The organism is Mesorhizobium sp. CNPSo 4689 (genome assembly GCF_057784325.1).
Genome location: NZ_JBWLUZ010000044.1, coordinates 14,772 through 29,476 on the forward strand (window position 1 = coordinate 14,772; position 14,705 = coordinate 29,476).

At 57.2% G+C, this 14,705-nt stretch carries 14 protein-coding genes and 1 pseudogene; 10 read left to right on the forward strand and 5 right to left on the reverse strand.

The genetic code is table 11. The features are described from left to right. Positions 1-59: 59 nt before the first annotated feature. The 4 genes from AC04SI_RS29975 to AC04SI_RS29990 are packed head-to-tail and all read right to left on the reverse strand — an operon-like array spanning position 60 to position 3,013. Entirely contained in the window at positions 60-1,619 is a 1,560-nt protein-coding gene (locus AC04SI_RS29975; protein WP_488475451.1) for an E2 ligase fold family C protein, read from the reverse strand. 2 nt (positions 1,620-1,621) lie between these two features. Beyond that, the gene (locus AC04SI_RS29980) at positions 1,622-2,110 is read right to left on the reverse strand and encodes a Mov34/MPN/PAD-1 family protein (RefSeq protein WP_488475452.1); all 489 of its coding nucleotides are present in this window, start codon (positions 2,108-2,110) and stop codon (positions 1,622-1,624) included. Then, complete coding sequence (locus AC04SI_RS29985) at positions 2,107-2,724, reverse strand: putative metal-binding protein (RefSeq protein ID WP_488475453.1); 618 nt, start codon at positions 2,722-2,724, stop codon at positions 2,107-2,109. Before AC04SI_RS29985 ends, AC04SI_RS29980 begins: the two co-directional genes overlap by 4 nt. Further along, entirely contained in the window at positions 2,717-3,013 is a 297-nt protein-coding gene (locus tag AC04SI_RS29990; RefSeq protein WP_488475454.1) for a DUF2604 domain-containing protein, read from the reverse strand. The genes AC04SI_RS29985 and AC04SI_RS29990 overlap by 8 nt, the downstream gene beginning before the upstream one ends. Before the next feature lie 592 nt (positions 3,014-3,605). Between AC04SI_RS29990 and AC04SI_RS29995 the strand changes: the two genes are divergently transcribed. The 6 genes and pseudogenes from AC04SI_RS29995 to AC04SI_RS30020 all read left to right on the forward strand — a co-directional run bounded on the left by AC04SI_RS29995 (position 3,606) and on the right by AC04SI_RS30020 (position 9,429). Beyond that, positions 3,606-5,048: a hypothetical protein gene (locus AC04SI_RS29995; protein WP_488475455.1), complete on the forward strand. Its 1,443-nt coding sequence runs from the start codon at positions 3,606-3,608 to the stop codon at positions 5,046-5,048. A 214-nt stretch (positions 5,049-5,262) separates the two neighbouring features. After that, a complete protein-coding gene (locus tag AC04SI_RS30000; protein ID WP_488475456.1) occupies positions 5,263-5,859 on the forward strand; it encodes a hypothetical protein in 597 nt (198 codons plus the stop codon). Then, positions 5,859-7,172: a hypothetical protein gene (locus AC04SI_RS30005; RefSeq protein WP_488475457.1), complete on the forward strand. Its 1,314-nt coding sequence runs from the start codon at positions 5,859-5,861 to the stop codon at positions 7,170-7,172. Before AC04SI_RS30000 ends, AC04SI_RS30005 begins: the two co-directional genes overlap by 1 nt. Continuing rightward, positions 7,169-8,218, forward strand: a complete 1,050-nt coding sequence (locus AC04SI_RS30010; protein WP_488475458.1) for an OmpA family protein — start codon at positions 7,169-7,171, stop codon at positions 8,216-8,218. Before AC04SI_RS30005 ends, AC04SI_RS30010 begins: the two co-directional genes overlap by 4 nt. A 59-nt stretch (positions 8,219-8,277) precedes the next feature. Further along, positions 8,278-8,424: pseudogene (locus tag AC04SI_RS30015) on the forward strand (DUF4236 domain-containing protein); the annotation flags it as partial. 66 nt (positions 8,425-8,490) lie between these two features. Further along, complete coding sequence (locus tag AC04SI_RS30020) at positions 8,491-9,429, forward strand: hypothetical protein (RefSeq protein WP_488475464.1); 939 nt, start codon at positions 8,491-8,493, stop codon at positions 9,427-9,429. A gap of 87 nt (positions 9,430-9,516) precedes the next feature. On the opposite strand, the gene AC04SI_RS30025 is transcribed toward AC04SI_RS30020, so the two are convergent. After that, entirely contained in the window at positions 9,517-10,161 is a 645-nt protein-coding gene (locus AC04SI_RS30025) for a thermonuclease family protein (protein ID WP_488475463.1), read from the reverse strand. Between the two features lie 677 nt (positions 10,162-10,838). Here AC04SI_RS30025 and AC04SI_RS30030 point away from each other — a divergent pair. From AC04SI_RS30030 to AC04SI_RS30045, 4 genes are all read left to right on the forward strand, one after another. Next, on the forward strand, positions 10,839-12,392 hold the full coding sequence (locus tag AC04SI_RS30030) for an HTH domain-containing protein (protein ID WP_488475459.1): 1,554 nt from the start codon (positions 10,839-10,841) through the stop codon (positions 12,390-12,392). Then, on the forward strand, positions 12,382-12,999 hold the full coding sequence (locus AC04SI_RS30035) for a class I SAM-dependent methyltransferase (protein WP_488475460.1): 618 nt from the start codon (positions 12,382-12,384) through the stop codon (positions 12,997-12,999). Before AC04SI_RS30030 ends, AC04SI_RS30035 begins: the two co-directional genes overlap by 11 nt. 155 nt (positions 13,000-13,154) lie before the next feature. Continuing rightward, the gene (locus AC04SI_RS30040) at positions 13,155-13,853 is read left to right on the forward strand and encodes an SIR2 family protein (protein ID WP_488475461.1); all 699 of its coding nucleotides are present in this window, start codon (positions 13,155-13,157) and stop codon (positions 13,851-13,853) included. Then, positions 13,850-14,494: a non-canonical purine NTP pyrophosphatase gene (locus AC04SI_RS30045; RefSeq protein ID WP_488475462.1), complete on the forward strand. Its 645-nt coding sequence runs from the start codon at positions 13,850-13,852 to the stop codon at positions 14,492-14,494. Before AC04SI_RS30040 ends, AC04SI_RS30045 begins: the two co-directional genes overlap by 4 nt. Positions 14,495-14,705 lie beyond the last annotated feature (211 nt).

A 14,705-nucleotide genomic window follows, 5' to 3' on the forward strand; every position in this document is an offset into this window, starting at 1 on the left:
CCACGTCGTCACGCGCACAAGCCGCCGCCCCGCCCCGGAGCAGAGACGTCCGCGTCTGCTTAGGCGGCGGAGACGTCGCTCAGCAGTTCAACGCTCTTGCCGTATTTTCGCCTGTAAGCGGCGATGAAATCGTCGTCGCTACAGATGCAGCGGCCGCTGGAATCCTTGGCCTTCGGATCGTGCAGGTGAGATCCAAGAGGGCGCAGAAGATTCATGCGGGTGCTCGTCGTCCTGCTCATCGGAAAACCCGCACTATGCTTGACCAGCTCCGCGGCAAGCATGATCCCGGCAAGCGCTGACTGAAAGGCCATCGGAACCACGGTCCGTACGAGACGACTTCCATCGCTAAGCTTGAACACCAGACCGCCGCAGATGGCCTGCTGATAAAACGAGCGCAGGGGCTGGCCAACAAAAGGGGCGAGCGGCTCAAACGGCACAGCCATCGCTGTGGCGACTCGAGCTACGAAATCTTTGGAGACTCCTGCATTGGTCTGCAGGAGCGTTTTTACCTCCTCGTGTGCTACCGGCATTCCGAGTTCCTCGGCAATCAGCTGGTGCTCGTCCTTGGATTTCCCGGACGGCATGTACATGCAGCAAAGGCAAGCCTGGCCGCCTTCGAAACCATGCCGCGAGACCCCTAGATCGTGCTCCTGCGTCCAGGCATTCGCGATCCATCGGGGCAAAGCACCTTGGACAGCGAGACGGTCGGCGGCGGTGTCAAGCGCCACACCCACTCGGTCGAAAACCCAGTCGCCCCGACGCGCAACATATTCTGCCCACTTCAGCGGGTGCGCCTGGACCTCAAGGGCGGTGGTTCGAAGGGCGGTGGTTGCAAGGACCGCCTTCGACATGCCTATCTCCGCCTGGCCCGCCAATATGTAGCGCTGCAGGTTTGAGAGTTCGATCGCTTCATGATCGATTACATGCAGGCGACCCGAGAGACCGGATTGTCTCGCCAGCGCCCAAAGCGAGCCATGGCCTATCGCGCCCAGTCCAACGAGGTGCGTTTCGCCAAGATCGATGGGGAGGCCAATCGGGCCAGCATCGCCGGCCTTGGTCTTGTTGAAGCTGTACAATGAGAGGTCGATGTCCTCGTCCAGGTCGGCGCCGGTCAACTGGGCGGCGAAGATGGTTCGAAAGACGTTGGCCGCGCCGAAGCAACTGGCGGCGCCAGCTCCATAGGGCAGCAAACTCGAGCCAGAGCCGACGGGACCGTTGCGCGACAGCTTTGCCGCCCAACCCTCGGATCCCATGAAAAAGATGGGGCACCGGAGTGTCAGGGGCGTCACCCCCGCAACTACGCAGACCGTGGCAGACTTGCCGGAACGCCGGATGCCGATTTTTGGATTGATTGACTTTGCCAAGCGCTCCAGCGCTTGGGCTTGAGAGCTCGCGGCGCTGTCCAAGGGGAGTATCGCAAGAACCGGATAAAGTCTGGCGAGCAATCTCACCGCAAGATCTAGCGTCGCCTGGCCCTCGGCACACGAAGCCGCTTGGCTGTCGAAGGCGACAGCCACGACCTGTTTTTCGAGAGCCGCTTTGAAGTCAGCGAGATGAAAGTCGGCCAAGACCTGAGATGCTGCCGTGGCGGCGCGGTCGATGAAATTAGCAAGTGCCATCGTTAGCTCGTTATCGTCATCATTCGCGCCAGTGCCGCAGGCGGGACCTCATTCCAGTTCGCCTTTCCGTCAAGTCGATAGGCGGCGACGCGAGCAAGATCGAAAGGCTCGCGGGCGAAATTCGGCACTACCAGCGACAGACACCCAACGGTAGTAGCGACCGCATAAGCGTCGTCGGTCGTCGAATGGTAGGCGCGGCCCGGATGGCTATGGATCTGGGCCAAAAGTTTCAAGCCGCGCTTATAGAGCCAGACATTGAGCCGGTGCAGTTCTTCGGCCGGAACAATCACGCAAACCCCATCGCTTGTTCGGATGTGGCGCTGCGCTGGGATAACCGTCTCCGTTACGCCAAAGTGCTGGTCCTGCTGAACGCCGACCCAGAGCGCCATTCCCTCATTGCCCTCGCGACCAACTGAGCGCAGATGCGCCTGCACACGCGAAACGCAGTCTCGAGGGAGAGTGACTGTCCTGACATCCTCCAGCGCGGTCATTCTGGAATCGCCTGAGGTGATACCAGCAGTCCTCCCACCGACATTTGAAGCTGAATCTGCAGCTGCTCCACGGGCCCAGTCCCGTACTTGATGATCTTGTCCAAGATGAAGGCCAAACAGCCTTCGCCAGAACCCCGATGAAGTAGCCATGGGTCACCTGAATGGGCTGGGTTATCGTGGTACTCCCGGACTCCTGCCATGCAAAGGAATGGCAGATCTTCGGGACTGTTGGCCTGGATGAAGTCCGTCAGTGGCAGGGCGTTCTGCTGGATGAGATTCGAAATCATTTCCGGCGAGGTTCCGGGCAGCTGCGGACGTCTGAGCATTTTCAGGGCTAGATCCTTCCGGGCAATCGGCTGACGCGTAAACAGATCGACGAAGACCACGGACGGTGGTCTCAAGTCATAGTTTGTGAAGTCGATCTCGATGGCTGCGCCGATAACCCGTGGTTTTAACTTAGGGCTTGCAAATATGAAGAAAGCGCTCGGGAAGCTCGCCTCGATCAAGAAGCATCCTTGAGCGCGATAGGCATCAGCATATGGCCGGAACCGGCCGATCTCCCGGTCAAACTTCGCTCGGGAGACCTCTGGGTCCGCAGTTTGGAGTTCAGGCACCTGCGATACCCGCCTTCAGGCTGAGGAACAGGGTCACAGTGTTCGCGAAACCGAAATCGCCAATCTTCTTGTCGACGTCGAGCAAGTTGCCGGCCTCATCCTTGAATTCCCAATTCTCGGCCGGTTGGGCGACGTTCTGGGTGTCCTCAAGCGCTTTGGTGCGAACGACGTGAAGCGGCTGGTTGGGATTGGCTTCGACCGGTGTGGACTGGCCGTTCACCACGACCGTGATCTCGATCTTCCCAGGCCCGCCGCCGCGATTATCGCCCTTACCCGAATCCTTCGACATTGTCTTACTCCTGTGGCTTCCAACCCGCCCCAAGGCGCCAGTGCCGACCAACTGGTGAGCGGACTGGCGGTCTTTGATCGTCCCTCGGCCACCGGCCGCGAGTACGCGAAAGACAGGGGATAAGCTACCGAATCGGTGCTAGAATTCTTTTACGTGGGACCTGAGCAACAAGTAAACGGCGGGAACTGCACTTCACCACTATAATCGATTAGAGCATTGCGAAAATATTGGCGACACGCCTTTTCAGGTGCTCTCACAGCTGGCCGCGTGCAACGTTGGCCGATTCCGTGCATCGTCCGCCCACCGGTATGATCTTGGTTCGGTCGAAAGCGTTGGGCGGGCGCTGAGATGGTTTGCATAGGGCGTCTACTGGCCAATGCAATCGTGACCCAGGGTCTCGGAGCCCCTCGACCCCGTGTGTTTGGTGGCATCGGACGACCAACCAAGCAACCTGCCGTCTATCGCTCGACTGCTGATGCAGAAACCATCTGTGTGTCGTCCATTGGACTTTATTCGTTGTAGTTGCCTTTGCTTCTGGCTGTGCATAGAACGCAGTGGGATTGGGTGCCGATAGTTGGTGGCGGGGCAGGTCGTGGGTTCCAGATTCGAGAAGCTTAACAAGCTGCGGGAGTCCTTGCGGGATTCCAACCATGATTTTCGGGCGAGCACCCAGCTATTCAGCAGCTTGGATGTCGCGAAGATCGATCGCGATATGGATCTCGCCGGTCGAGGAAAGCAGCGTGGCGAGGCGAACCAGCCCCCGAAAGTGGCTAAGAATCTTGACGATGTCGAACATGCCATCGTTGAAAGGGTTGAGGACGAGAAGAAGGCCGCACATCATACTCTGGAGGATAGCCTCCAACTCCTCAGTGGGCGCCTCGCCAGCCTCGATTTCGAAGAGCAGTTCGGGTTAATCCGTCAGGCGAACGCGGCCAGTGTCTCGGATTTCAAAGCTTCGGTTGCAGTCGGCCTAGATGAACTCCATGGATTGAGGAGGGCTCTTAACGACGCTGAGAAAGAGCACGTCTGGTTTAAGGAGAAGCATGGTCTGGTTCGCGCGGCGCGAGTGCAGCACGGGGCAGCTCACATTTTCCGGCTCTCATTGCTGCTATTCCTATTTCTCGTCGAGACGGCGATGAACGGCAACTTCCTTGCCAAGGGAAATGAGCAGGGCTTTTTTGGGGGCATCCTGGAAGCCGCGGCATTCTCGTTCATCAACATCGGCGCCGCTCTGCTCCTAGCGGTTTTCTGCGCTCGCCTGGTCACCCACCGGTCGTTTTTCGTGAAGCTAATCGGCACTCTCTCAATCCTGCTCTACGTCGGTCTGGCCGTGACCATAAACCTGGCGCTGGCTCACTACCGCGAGGTGAGCGGCTCGCTCGCAGATGGTGCCGGTGCAGAGGTCATCCGCAGTATGCTCGCCAATCCAGCCGGCCTCGTCGACGTGAAGTCGTGGTTGCTGTTTGCGATCGGGCTGATGTTTTCAATTTTCGCGTTTATCGACGGCTGGTTCGTGCTCGACCCTTATCCCGGCTACGCGGGCGTTGAAAATCGATTGGTCGCCAGGCGAGAGGACTACATCGATCGCAAGAAGGAGTTGATCGAGGAACTGCAAGACGTTCGCGACGACCATAACGAAAAGGTCGAGGAGATCGTCAAAGAGCTCGGCAGTCGCCGCAGAGAGCACCGCGCGATTGTTGAGCATCGTTCGAGGCTCCTGGCGCTCTTTGCGCAGCATCAGGATCAATTGGAGAGGGCCTGTAACCAACTGCTCTCCAAGTACAGGGAAGCCAACATCCAGGCCAGGACGGAGCCCGCGCCCAAGCATTTCGGAGCGCCGTACAAGCTGGATCGTATCAAACCCCATGTCTCGGGCGATGGGGAGTGGAGCGAAGGAGACGTCGGTGCATCGATCCGCCAGGCGCAGGAGGAGCTCAACGCTCAAGTTCGCCTCATTGGCCAAGAATGCGAGCGAGGGATCGAGCAGTACCGGGATCTAGACAAGCTCCATCCCGACGGTGTGAGCAATGGCTAGACGGTCTCGTAGGCGGAGGAAGGGCCACGCCGGCCCGATCGTCGCGGCTGTAGTTCTCGGGGTGCTGTCAATCGCGATGCTGGGCGGCTTTGCCTGGATGTGGTCAAGATCTGGAAAGGGTCAGATCGACGCTAACACGAATTGCCCGTTGGGGGGCCCCGTTAGCCTAACGGCTGTTTTGATCGATGCCACTGATCCGATTTCGGCAACCACCATGGCCGATCTTAAGAACGAATTCCGCAAGACCATCGGACGTGTCGAACCCGGGGGGTATGTGAAGATCTACACGCTGAACTCGTCCCCCGGCGACCTCACGGTGATGTTCGATGGATGCAATCCGGGCGATGGTTCGACCGTGGATAGTTGGACAAATAATCCGGCACGGCGCCAAAAGAAGTGGGAGAACGCCTTCGGCGATCCCTTGAGCAAGCTCCCCGACGAAATCCCGAATGCTGAGTCCGCGAGCCAGTCTCCGATCATGGCCGGTATCCAGAAGATCAAACTGTCGCTCTTCGACGGCAGCTTGGCCAAACAGGGAGGCCCAAAGCGATTGGTGGTCGCGTCGGACATGATCGAGCATACGGCCCTTTATTCCCAGTATCGCTCGGATCTCGATTACCAGAAATATCTCAACAGCGCCGCCGATAGGACCTACGGCACCTCCCTCGACGGGGTGAACGTTACAATTCTCTATATCGACCGGGCAAAGAAGCCATTTCAGTCACTCGATCACGCCGAGTTCTGGACGCAATGGGTCCAGAACCATCACGGCGAGTTCGAAAAGCTGGTTGGTTTGGAGGGGTTAAACTGATGGCCAGGAAGCGCGACAATTCCCTGCTGGGCCATCCAGGCCTCCCCTTGGTCGTGTTTGCGACGCTGACCCTCGGCGGCTGTATGTTCATCGCTATCGCCAAGCTGTCGGGTGTGAACCCGATTGTGGCGGCGGGTATACCTGTCTGCCTGATGTTCTTCTATCTGGGTGTATCGGTCTTCACAGGGAAGCTGCGGCTTCACGATGAGCAGACCGGCGACAATCTCTACTACATGGGCTTCCTGTTCACCCTGACGAGCCTTGGGGTCTCGTTGTTTCAGTTTGGGTCGGAAGGCTCGACTGAAATTATCGTAAGGAACTTCGGTATCGCGATTACGTCGACGATCACCGGCATTGCGCTTCGAATTTTCTACAATCAGATGCGCCGCGATCCTGCGGATATTGAGCGGACGGCCAGGCACGAACTCGCGGATATGACAAGGCGGGTGAGGGCCGAAATGGAGAGTGTGACGAGAGAGTTTGCCGACTTTCGCCGTGTCAGCCACCAAATGCTCGAGGAGGGTTTTGCCGAAATCGCCGTTCAGGCGGAGCGGAACGGAGAGCATATAAGATCCGCCCTGGAGAAAATCGCGATGGAATCGATCAAGCCGGTCCAGGAGGCGTCAAGCAAACTGAGCGACGCACTTAAAGACAATTTCGCGCAGGTCGAAAGCCAGTTCTCGTCGATTGCGCAGCGTGTCGAAGCTGCCGCGGATTTGCTGGACAAAGCCAACGGCACGATGTCCTCGTCGGTGAATAAGCTTGGCGCACAAGCGGACATCGTAGCCACGAAGCTGGAGAAGGTTGTCGTTCCCGACGAGGTGCTGAAGAACGATTTGGCGCCGATGGTGAAGCTCCTCGGCAGCGCTGTCGCGCAATATGCGGTGAAGACCGAGACGGCCTCACAGGAGCAGCAAGCGCGTATGACCGGTCTTGCGGATGCAGTGGCGAAGGTGGCGAGTGGCGTGGAAAGGGCGGCAGCCGCGGCAGAGAAAACGGCACAGAATGTTCAGGCGCAGCAGCGTTTGACCGAGGCGCTTGCGGCGGTGGTGCAAAAGCAAAGTAAGGACACGAGCGAACTCGTTGCAGCGCTTGCGGAAAAGAGTCTTCAGGTCGCTCGCATGAACCATACTGCCAACGGCACAATGGCAATCGATCCAGTGCGCGAAGTGACACCAGCCGCCAGTGCTCTTGAAGAGGCGGAAATTAAGATCCCCGATGGCGCACAAGGCGATTCTTTCCAAACCTTGAGTGGAGCGCCGCAGGCAGAGAAGGCTGAAACGCCGAGAAGAACCAGCTGGTGGGGCAGGTGAGCGAGGTCGGCGGAACAGCAGTCGCTTTCGAGCGCAGGGGGTACGGCCGCGGCCTAATCCTTGGCCTGACAATGGCCGAGACGATGCTGCTTTTGGTGTTCTGCCTTCTGCTCGCAGCCGGGGCGATCATCGCGAAGAAGCAAAAAGAGGCTGAAGCGGCAATGAAGATTGCCCAGTCCCTTACGGAGAAAGCCAGGAAGCTCGACGAGGAAAACAACCGGCTCCTTGCTCAGCTGAACGCAATGATAAATCCGGTAACGGGCCGTAATGTGCCTGACCAGCAATGGCGTGAACTGGTCCTGGCCAAAGCGGCTACTGAAACAATCAAAAAGGCAGGGCTTACGGTCGAAGAACTGGTGAAAAAGGCCCCGGTGACCAAGGTTCTTTCCGAGAACAATGTCGACGTCGATCAAGCCAAGGCGATGATCGAGCAGATGCGGGTTTTGAAGGAGTTCGGCTATGTTGGTGGGGCCAAGACCTCGAAAGACCTCTCAGAAGCGCTAAAGAAGGCGGGCGAAACTGTAGTTGCAGCTAAGCCGCACGATTGGCCGCCGATCATAAATCTCAGCGAACTCGATGGCTATAATTTCGATACCGGAAGCGCGGAGCTTTCCGATCGCTTCAAGATAAAGCTGCGTGATCTGTCAAAGACGATCGCCGGCATTGCGACGGCGTACGGCGTTGACGTGATCGAGGTGATCGGCCACACGGATGAGCAAGCAATGTCCGGTGAATCATCGAATATGGACAACGCCCTCCAGCCGGTTCTCGCCCGCAAGGTAGGCGTCGGCACGCTTCATCCCGCGGACAACGCAGGTCTTGGACTGGCGCGAGCGATCTCGGTGACGAGCATACTTCACGACATGCCTGAGCTCAAAGGTTTCACCATCCTGCCCATGTCTGGCGGTCAGCTGATACTGCCTGGTGACCGCCTTACCGACGGAGCGCAATCCGGCGACGTGAAGGCAAGACGACGAATTGAAATCAGGGTGAGACAGCGGTCGCGCGAAACCGACCTTGCGCCGACTGGGAGATCGAAGACATAGGTCGGAGCGGGCACTGGTGAACTAGGGCGCAGACAGAATAGAGTTGGGGGACTCAGGGGATGGGGTTTTACGTTCGAAAATCGATTAGCGCAGGACCGTTCCGGTTCAACTTCTCATCGAACGGAGTTGGCGTCTCCGTTGGTGTAAAAGGCCTTCGAATCGGGACAGGTCCACGAGGCCACTACATCCATGCGGGCACGGGCGGTCTCTACTATCGCGGCACTCTCGGAAAGGCCGGGACGAAAAAGGTTGCCCGACAGCAGCCAGCTGATATGCGCCAAGCACAGCTGCAACCATCGGCGCCCGAATACGTCGCTGATGGCGTCGTGATGCGGGAGATCGAGTCCGGCGACGTGATGGATATGCGAGATGAAACGCATGCCAATGTGCTTGACGAGATCAATGCCAAGCAATCGGAGGCGCGGCTCTCTGTGGCCCTCGCGGTCCTCGCTGGAATAGCGGGGTTCCTTGTGGGGGCAAGGCTCGGAGGGGCTGCACCTTTGGTGGGCGTCGCCGCATTTCTACCGGGCATGCTGATCGGCAGATGGTTTGACAGCTATCGCCGGGTAAGCGTGCTCTATTACGATCTCGAGCAAGACGCCGAGGCAGCCTATGGTCGCCTTGTTAGTGCGTTTGAAACGCTTACTCGTTGCGACGGAAGATGGCATGTGGCGGCCGGAGGCAAGATCCAGGATCTGACAACCTGGAAGCGCAATGCCGGGGCCAGCATGCTGGTCGACAAAAAGTCCACGACTCTTGAAAGCACGTTGCCGAAAGTTGTTCGTAGTAACGTGACCCCGCCTTCAATCCACGTTGGCCGGCAAGTGCTCTATTTCATGCCGGACCTCATCCTGGTGAAAGACGGGAACAGATATGGCGCCGTCGGCTATGGTGATCTCAGGACTCAATTTGCTCCCAGCAATTTCATTGAGACGGGCAAGGTTCCTTCCGATGCTGAGGTGGTCGGGCATACATGGGCCCACCCGAACAAAAGCGGTGGGCCGGATAGACGCTTCAAGAACAATAGGCAAATCCCCGTGTGTCGCTACGAGGCCTTGCGACTTTCAAGTGCGACCGGATTGAACGAACTGGTTGAATTCTCGAAAACAAATGTCAGCCAGCCTTTCTGTCAGGCGCTATCGGCGCTCGCCCAGCTGCATCGAAGCTCTGGTAGCCGAACGATAACGATCGAAGCCCGTCCAAATGGATAAGTTAGGCTGACGCGGTGTAGCCGTTTATCTACGGTTGTTCCGGCAAACCCAGGATGTAGTGGTAAAGAGCTAGCACGACCCGAACAATCAGCAGAGGCCCTCACAGGGGACCCCGTCTCCATCTCGATCCAGCTTGGGGCCCCAGGAGCAATTGTTGAGATACCAGTGCGCTTCCTCACACGACGAAATTTGAGAGCAATAGCGTCGAGGTTGGCATGAATAGCTCTGTGCCACTTGGCCCTGGTTGATGAGACTGAAGTGACGATCAATTGCCGGCTTGTCGGCATGCTCCGCGCGCCAGTCCCAAGGTGCTTCGAAAGTGCCAATCCAGACTCCAGCTTTAGCCGCCTCGGCCGCAGTCTGTTGTTGCGCGTATGCGCCGTGGCTGTATCGAGGCCAGTCGAGAGCCTGGCCGTGTTCAACCATCCAGGAAGCGACGCTGACCCCATCCGATCGGCGACAATTACCAACGAAGCGATGGTAACGATCCCAAGTCACGAAGGAGCACTTGACCGGTCGAGATGCGGACAGAAATTCATCTAGAGCTTCGGCAGATCGACGCCCGCAAGAATACTCCACGCCGCTCGCATCCCTGCAGAGCTGTCGGCTTTCAGGCGCATCGATCCCGTTGAAGCGGATGCGCTGCCCGTGAATTTCGATTGTGTCCCCGTCCACAACGGAGGCTACCCCGGTAATCTCCACAGGCCTGGAGCCGGTCCAGTTAGCGATCATCGCGCCAGTTTCGTTGTGGCTGTTCCTCACAACAGAATAGGAGTAGGCGGCGATAATAGCCAAACCGGAAAGGGAGAGAGCAAAAATCCCGATCTGAGAATTGCGACCAAAAAATATTCGCCGACCGCGCTTGGACTGAGACCCACGTCGGCGAGAATCACGATCGCTTCTCAATTGCCACCCCTCTCCGCGAGGAAACCAAGATTGGTAATCAAGCCTTTCCTCTCGTCAATCACCCCTTTTTGATGTCTTAGCCCCTTGGCCGGAACCCATGCAAGGGAGACGCGCTCGGGGGGCGAGTTTTCAAGGTATGATCAGCTGCTTCGAAATTGCCAGAACGCTTCGGCGGTCGAAGCTGTACTCGGACTCGCTCTAAAAGCAGAAGCGAGGAACCGGCAGCGGACATCCGCCGACCAAGTCTGAAGGATTGCTTTGCGCCTCATTGCAGCCGTCGAGAGTGTCTTATCGGCTTCGTGAAAGCCGACATTCCGGGTGACCATAGTGCCCGGTGGTTCTGCTCCGAGGGCGGCCCAACACCACGGCAATGAACGTGTCGACTTGAGAAAAATTAGAATGCTACAAGTTGGTCGAGAATTTCGGTGGATTGCGTTTATTGTCGGCCCTCAGGCACGTCAAAATTGCTATGAATAATCGCAGTTTGGGGACGACGTGCGCGCTTGGAAGAAGATGTAACTTACTTGTGGGTCGCGGAGACCGTTCTTCGGAAACACGGACGCCCCCTGAAGGCGCGTGCACTCGTAAACTATGGGATTGAGGACGGACTCTTTCCGGCAACGGGACTTAGCCGCACCCCTCAGAAGTCGATGCAGGCTCGCCTAAGCATCGACATCCTAAATAACACCTCGTCGATCTTCGTCAGGACAAGCCGCGGACGTTTCTTTCTGAGAGATTTGCTCCCATCAAATCGCGCGGACGAACCAACCGAACTGCAGGTCTACACTGCGGAACGACATGCACCGGGGCCTTCCGCTGAGATGGTTCTGTGCGTGCCCCGTCGAGTGTGTGAGCGCTTTATTGATTTCCAGGGCATAGGCCACATCGGCGTGGAAAATCCTTTGGAGAATTTGCGGGACGATCAGTTTGAATACATTGCTCGAGCGCTGGCGGAGACCGACGATGCCTCGAAACAAGTTATTACCTACACGATCATCCAGCACCAGTCGAAGATCTTGTCGTTTCGAAGGGGTCTCTACAATCGGGCGGCCAACTTCCTACGAGGCGCCCATTGCGTTGGCTTCGGGGGACATGTCAACGAAGCTGACCGTGACCTCTTTTCCCGATATGATTTGGGCATCCGTCAGAACGCAGCCAGAGAAATTTCGGAGGAGCTGCTTCTGCCGAACGGGCGGCCCCAGATCAATCCGGCTTCCTTACAGTTCTTGGGTATACTCAATGACGACTCGTCTGACGTCGGGGTTCGGCATATGGCCGTCGTGCTGCGTTACTGGGTGGAGGACTGGTCGAATTGGCGTTCCGTCACTAGGGGAGAGGCGTCTATAAACAAGTTGCGTTGGCTCGACACAGCCGGCGAGACGATCAATCTCTCCGAGTTCGAATACTGGTCCCAGTTGGTCATTAGGTCGTTCTTCGCAAGCTCGATGAGGATGGTGCCTAGTTACAAAATCCAGCGAAAGTCGATCTTTCGCGAGCCACATATCCTTTGCGTCGTGGGCTCGATAGGTTCCGGGAAATCCGCCACCGGCCGGCTGTTCGCCGAGCAGTTCGGATACGAGACTGTGAATTCTGGCTCTGTTCTGGCAGGATTGTTAGGCATTCCTCCCATACCCGAGACCGCGCGTGCGGAATTTCAGAAGAAGGCGGAAGAATTCATTTCCGATCCCGACGGTCCTTCAAGGCTAGGTGCGGCTCTCGCAACAGCCGCCAGCGTCGCCGGGACAGAACGGGTTCTCATAGACGGAATCCGACATCCGGAAACGCTTGAGGCGCTCAGGTCAAGCGCGACGAAGCCCGTCGCGCTTCTGTACGTCTACACGCCACCGGACGTAGCATATGAAATGTACCGCGACCGGGAAGGACACGAGGAACAATCGATTACCTTCGCCGACTTTATAAAACTCTACACCGCGCCCGTCGAAAGCCGTATTCGTTACCTAGTCGGCGATGCCGATATCATAACGTTCAATTGGCTCGGCTTGCAGGCCTACGAGCGCGCCATCTCGAGCTTAATGGAAGAACTTCATGCTGACTGAAGTCGACGGAGGATACGATCAGGGCTACCGGGCAGTGGACAATTTCTGGGGCACGGCACCCGCGAGCTTGGTAGCTGCCTTTCTTCGCACCCAGAATCCAGCCGGCTTTCGGGTTCTTGATGTGGGCGCAGGCGAAGGAAAGAACGCCGCCGCCTTCACGTTGGCCGGGGCTTATGTCGACGCGCTAGAATGCTCTGCCGCAGCGATTCAGAACGGGCGCAAGTTGTTTCCAGGTGCGCCCATTAACTGGATTCAAACCGACGCGATGGAGCATGCGTACCCACCATGCTCCTACGATGTCGTTATCTGCTACGGACTGATCCACTGCCTTCCAACGGAAGCCGCAGCTCGGGACCTAATACTCAAGCTTCAAAACTCCCTTAAGCGTGGAGGCACGATTTTCGTCGTGGCCTTTAACGACGGCAGTCATGATCTTTCGGCGCATCCAGGATTCAAGCCGTTGTTATTGAGTCACGCCTGGTTCATTCAGCAGTTCGAGGGCTGGCGTATCGACCTTGCGTCAGACTCGATACTTTTCGAGACTCATCCCCATAACAGGATCCCGCACCATCATTCCCTGACCCGGCTGAGTGCGGTGAAACCATGACGGCTACTGCTCCGAAGGCAACCGTTCCAGCCGAACTAGTTAAACTCTATAATCAGGGAAGAGTCATACCATTCGTTGGCGCAGGCGCTTCCATGTCATTGGAATGGAAGTCTCCAGATGGGCTTGTCACATGTCGCGGCCCGTCATGGAGCGAAATGGTCGACGAAGCCTGCCGGCTGCTCGGCTACGAAGATCCTGAGCTTCTCCGCTACCGCGGGACCGACCTCCAGATCCTTGAGTTTTTCGAGCAGAAGCGGGGAAATTTTGCGCCGTTGACTAACTGGCTCGTGCGACGGCTCGATGTGCCGGACGATGCGATCAAGCACTCTCGGGTCCATGCAGCGCTGGCCTCGCTTGTCAATTCGGCAAGGTTCTACACGACCAACTACGATGACCTAGTGGAGCGTTCGCTCAAGCTTGCAGGGAGAGAGGTAAAAGTCATCGCTAGCGAGCGGGACATGGGAATGGGAGACAGGATGGTCGAGGTCGTAAAATTTCACGGCGACTTCGACAATCCTGACGCGATGGTGTTCTCTGAAGGCCACTATTATAAACGGCTGAGACTGGACGGCCCGCTCGATCTCAAGCTACGCTCCGACCTCTTGAACCGCGTCGCCCTGTTCGTCGGTTACAGTTTCAGGGATCTCAACATCGGCTTCCTTTTCGACATGTTGAACGAGATGCTGAAATCGCTTCCGGGTAGCGACACCGGGAAGCGCGCCTATATCGTGGTCAATAATCCGTCTGACTTCGAATATACGCTTTTTAGAAAACGCAACATGGAGATCATCCCGACGTATGGAGATGACCGCACCGCGAGCTTGGCCGACGTTCTGGAACAGATCGCATCATGAGAAGGCGAACGATATATTATGCCACGCGCAGCACCTTCAAGAACGAAGAGCTCGATATAATTTCGCGTGAGCAGACGTTTGTCGACCTCAGAAGGACGGATCGGAGCATCGGCGAGCTGATTGAATTTAAGGTCTCCCGTATTCCGACGGAAGAACCGCTTGAGATCGATCTCAGTGCAATGGTCCGGCATAAGGCCAGATCTGCCTACAGGACGATTTTAGCCCCCTGTATCGTCGAACATGCCGGCCTTATTCTCGAAAAGAACCAGCACGAAGGGTTCCCTGGCGGACTGACGCAGCCGATGTGGGACGCTCTCGAGCCAGAGGGCTTTCTCGCACGAACCGGGTGTGCAGGCGAGCGCGCCATTGCGCGTGCCGTTGTCGGTTATTGCGACGGGAAACAGACTCATACGTTCGTAGGCGAGACGACGGGGACTATCGCACGCGCGCCCCGGGGATCGCGGGAGTTCTACTGGGACGTCGTTTTCTGCCCCGACGACGGTGGCGGGATGACCTACGCCGAGATAAGCGATCAGCCTGGCGGCCTCCAAAAGAAACTAGCCATGTCGCAGTCTACGAAGGCCATCAGCGCTTTCGCAAGCTTTCTGGCGACACAGAACGGTAACGGCCTCTTTGATTGAGTTGAATCTAGAGGAACGCGGTCTCTGTCATTCAGAGAGAAGTGAGATCGTCAGCGGAACAACGTAACCGCCCGATTGTCACCGCCTGCCTGATATCGTCGTGATGGCCTATGACACGTGTTTAACGACGTCGTTTGCGACGTGTCTTGTGCGAGGTTTGCGATGCGTGTCGAGATTCTTGGTGCTGAACGGCGTCGTCGCTGGGGTGATA

What these genes read in the sequence shown, in the direction of transcription:
- AC04SI_RS30000 (WP_488475456.1), top strand. Translation starts at nt 5,263, where the DNA reads ATGGCCGATCTTAAGAACGAATTCCGCAAGACCATCGGACGTGTCGAA.
- AC04SI_RS30035 (WP_488475460.1), top strand. Translation starts at nt 12,382, where the DNA reads ATGCTGACTGAAGTCGACGGAGGATACGATCAGGGCTACCGGGCAGTG.
- AC04SI_RS29980 (WP_488475452.1), bottom strand. Translation starts at nt 2,110, where the DNA reads ATGACCGCGCTGGAGGATGTCAGGACAGTCACTCTCCCTCGAGACTGC.
- AC04SI_RS30025 (WP_488475463.1), bottom strand. Translation starts at nt 10,161, where the DNA reads ATGATCGCTAACTGGACCGGCTCCAGGCCTGTGGAGATTACCGGGGTA.
- AC04SI_RS29990 (WP_488475454.1), bottom strand. Translation starts at nt 3,013, where the DNA reads ATGTCGAAGGATTCGGGTAAGGGCGATAATCGCGGCGGCGGGCCTGGG.
- AC04SI_RS30040 (WP_488475461.1), top strand. Translation starts at nt 13,155, where the DNA reads ATGGTCGACGAAGCCTGCCGGCTGCTCGGCTACGAAGATCCTGAGCTT.
- AC04SI_RS29975 (WP_488475451.1), bottom strand. Translation starts at nt 1,619, where the DNA reads ATGGCACTTGCTAATTTCATCGACCGCGCCGCCACGGCAGCATCTCAG.
- AC04SI_RS30005 (WP_488475457.1), top strand. Translation starts at nt 5,859, where the DNA reads ATGGCCAGGAAGCGCGACAATTCCCTGCTGGGCCATCCAGGCCTCCCC.
- AC04SI_RS30020 (WP_488475464.1), top strand. Translation starts at nt 8,491, where the DNA reads ATGCGCCAAGCACAGCTGCAACCATCGGCGCCCGAATACGTCGCTGAT.
- AC04SI_RS30045 (WP_488475462.1), top strand. Translation starts at nt 13,850, where the DNA reads ATGAGAAGGCGAACGATATATTATGCCACGCGCAGCACCTTCAAGAAC.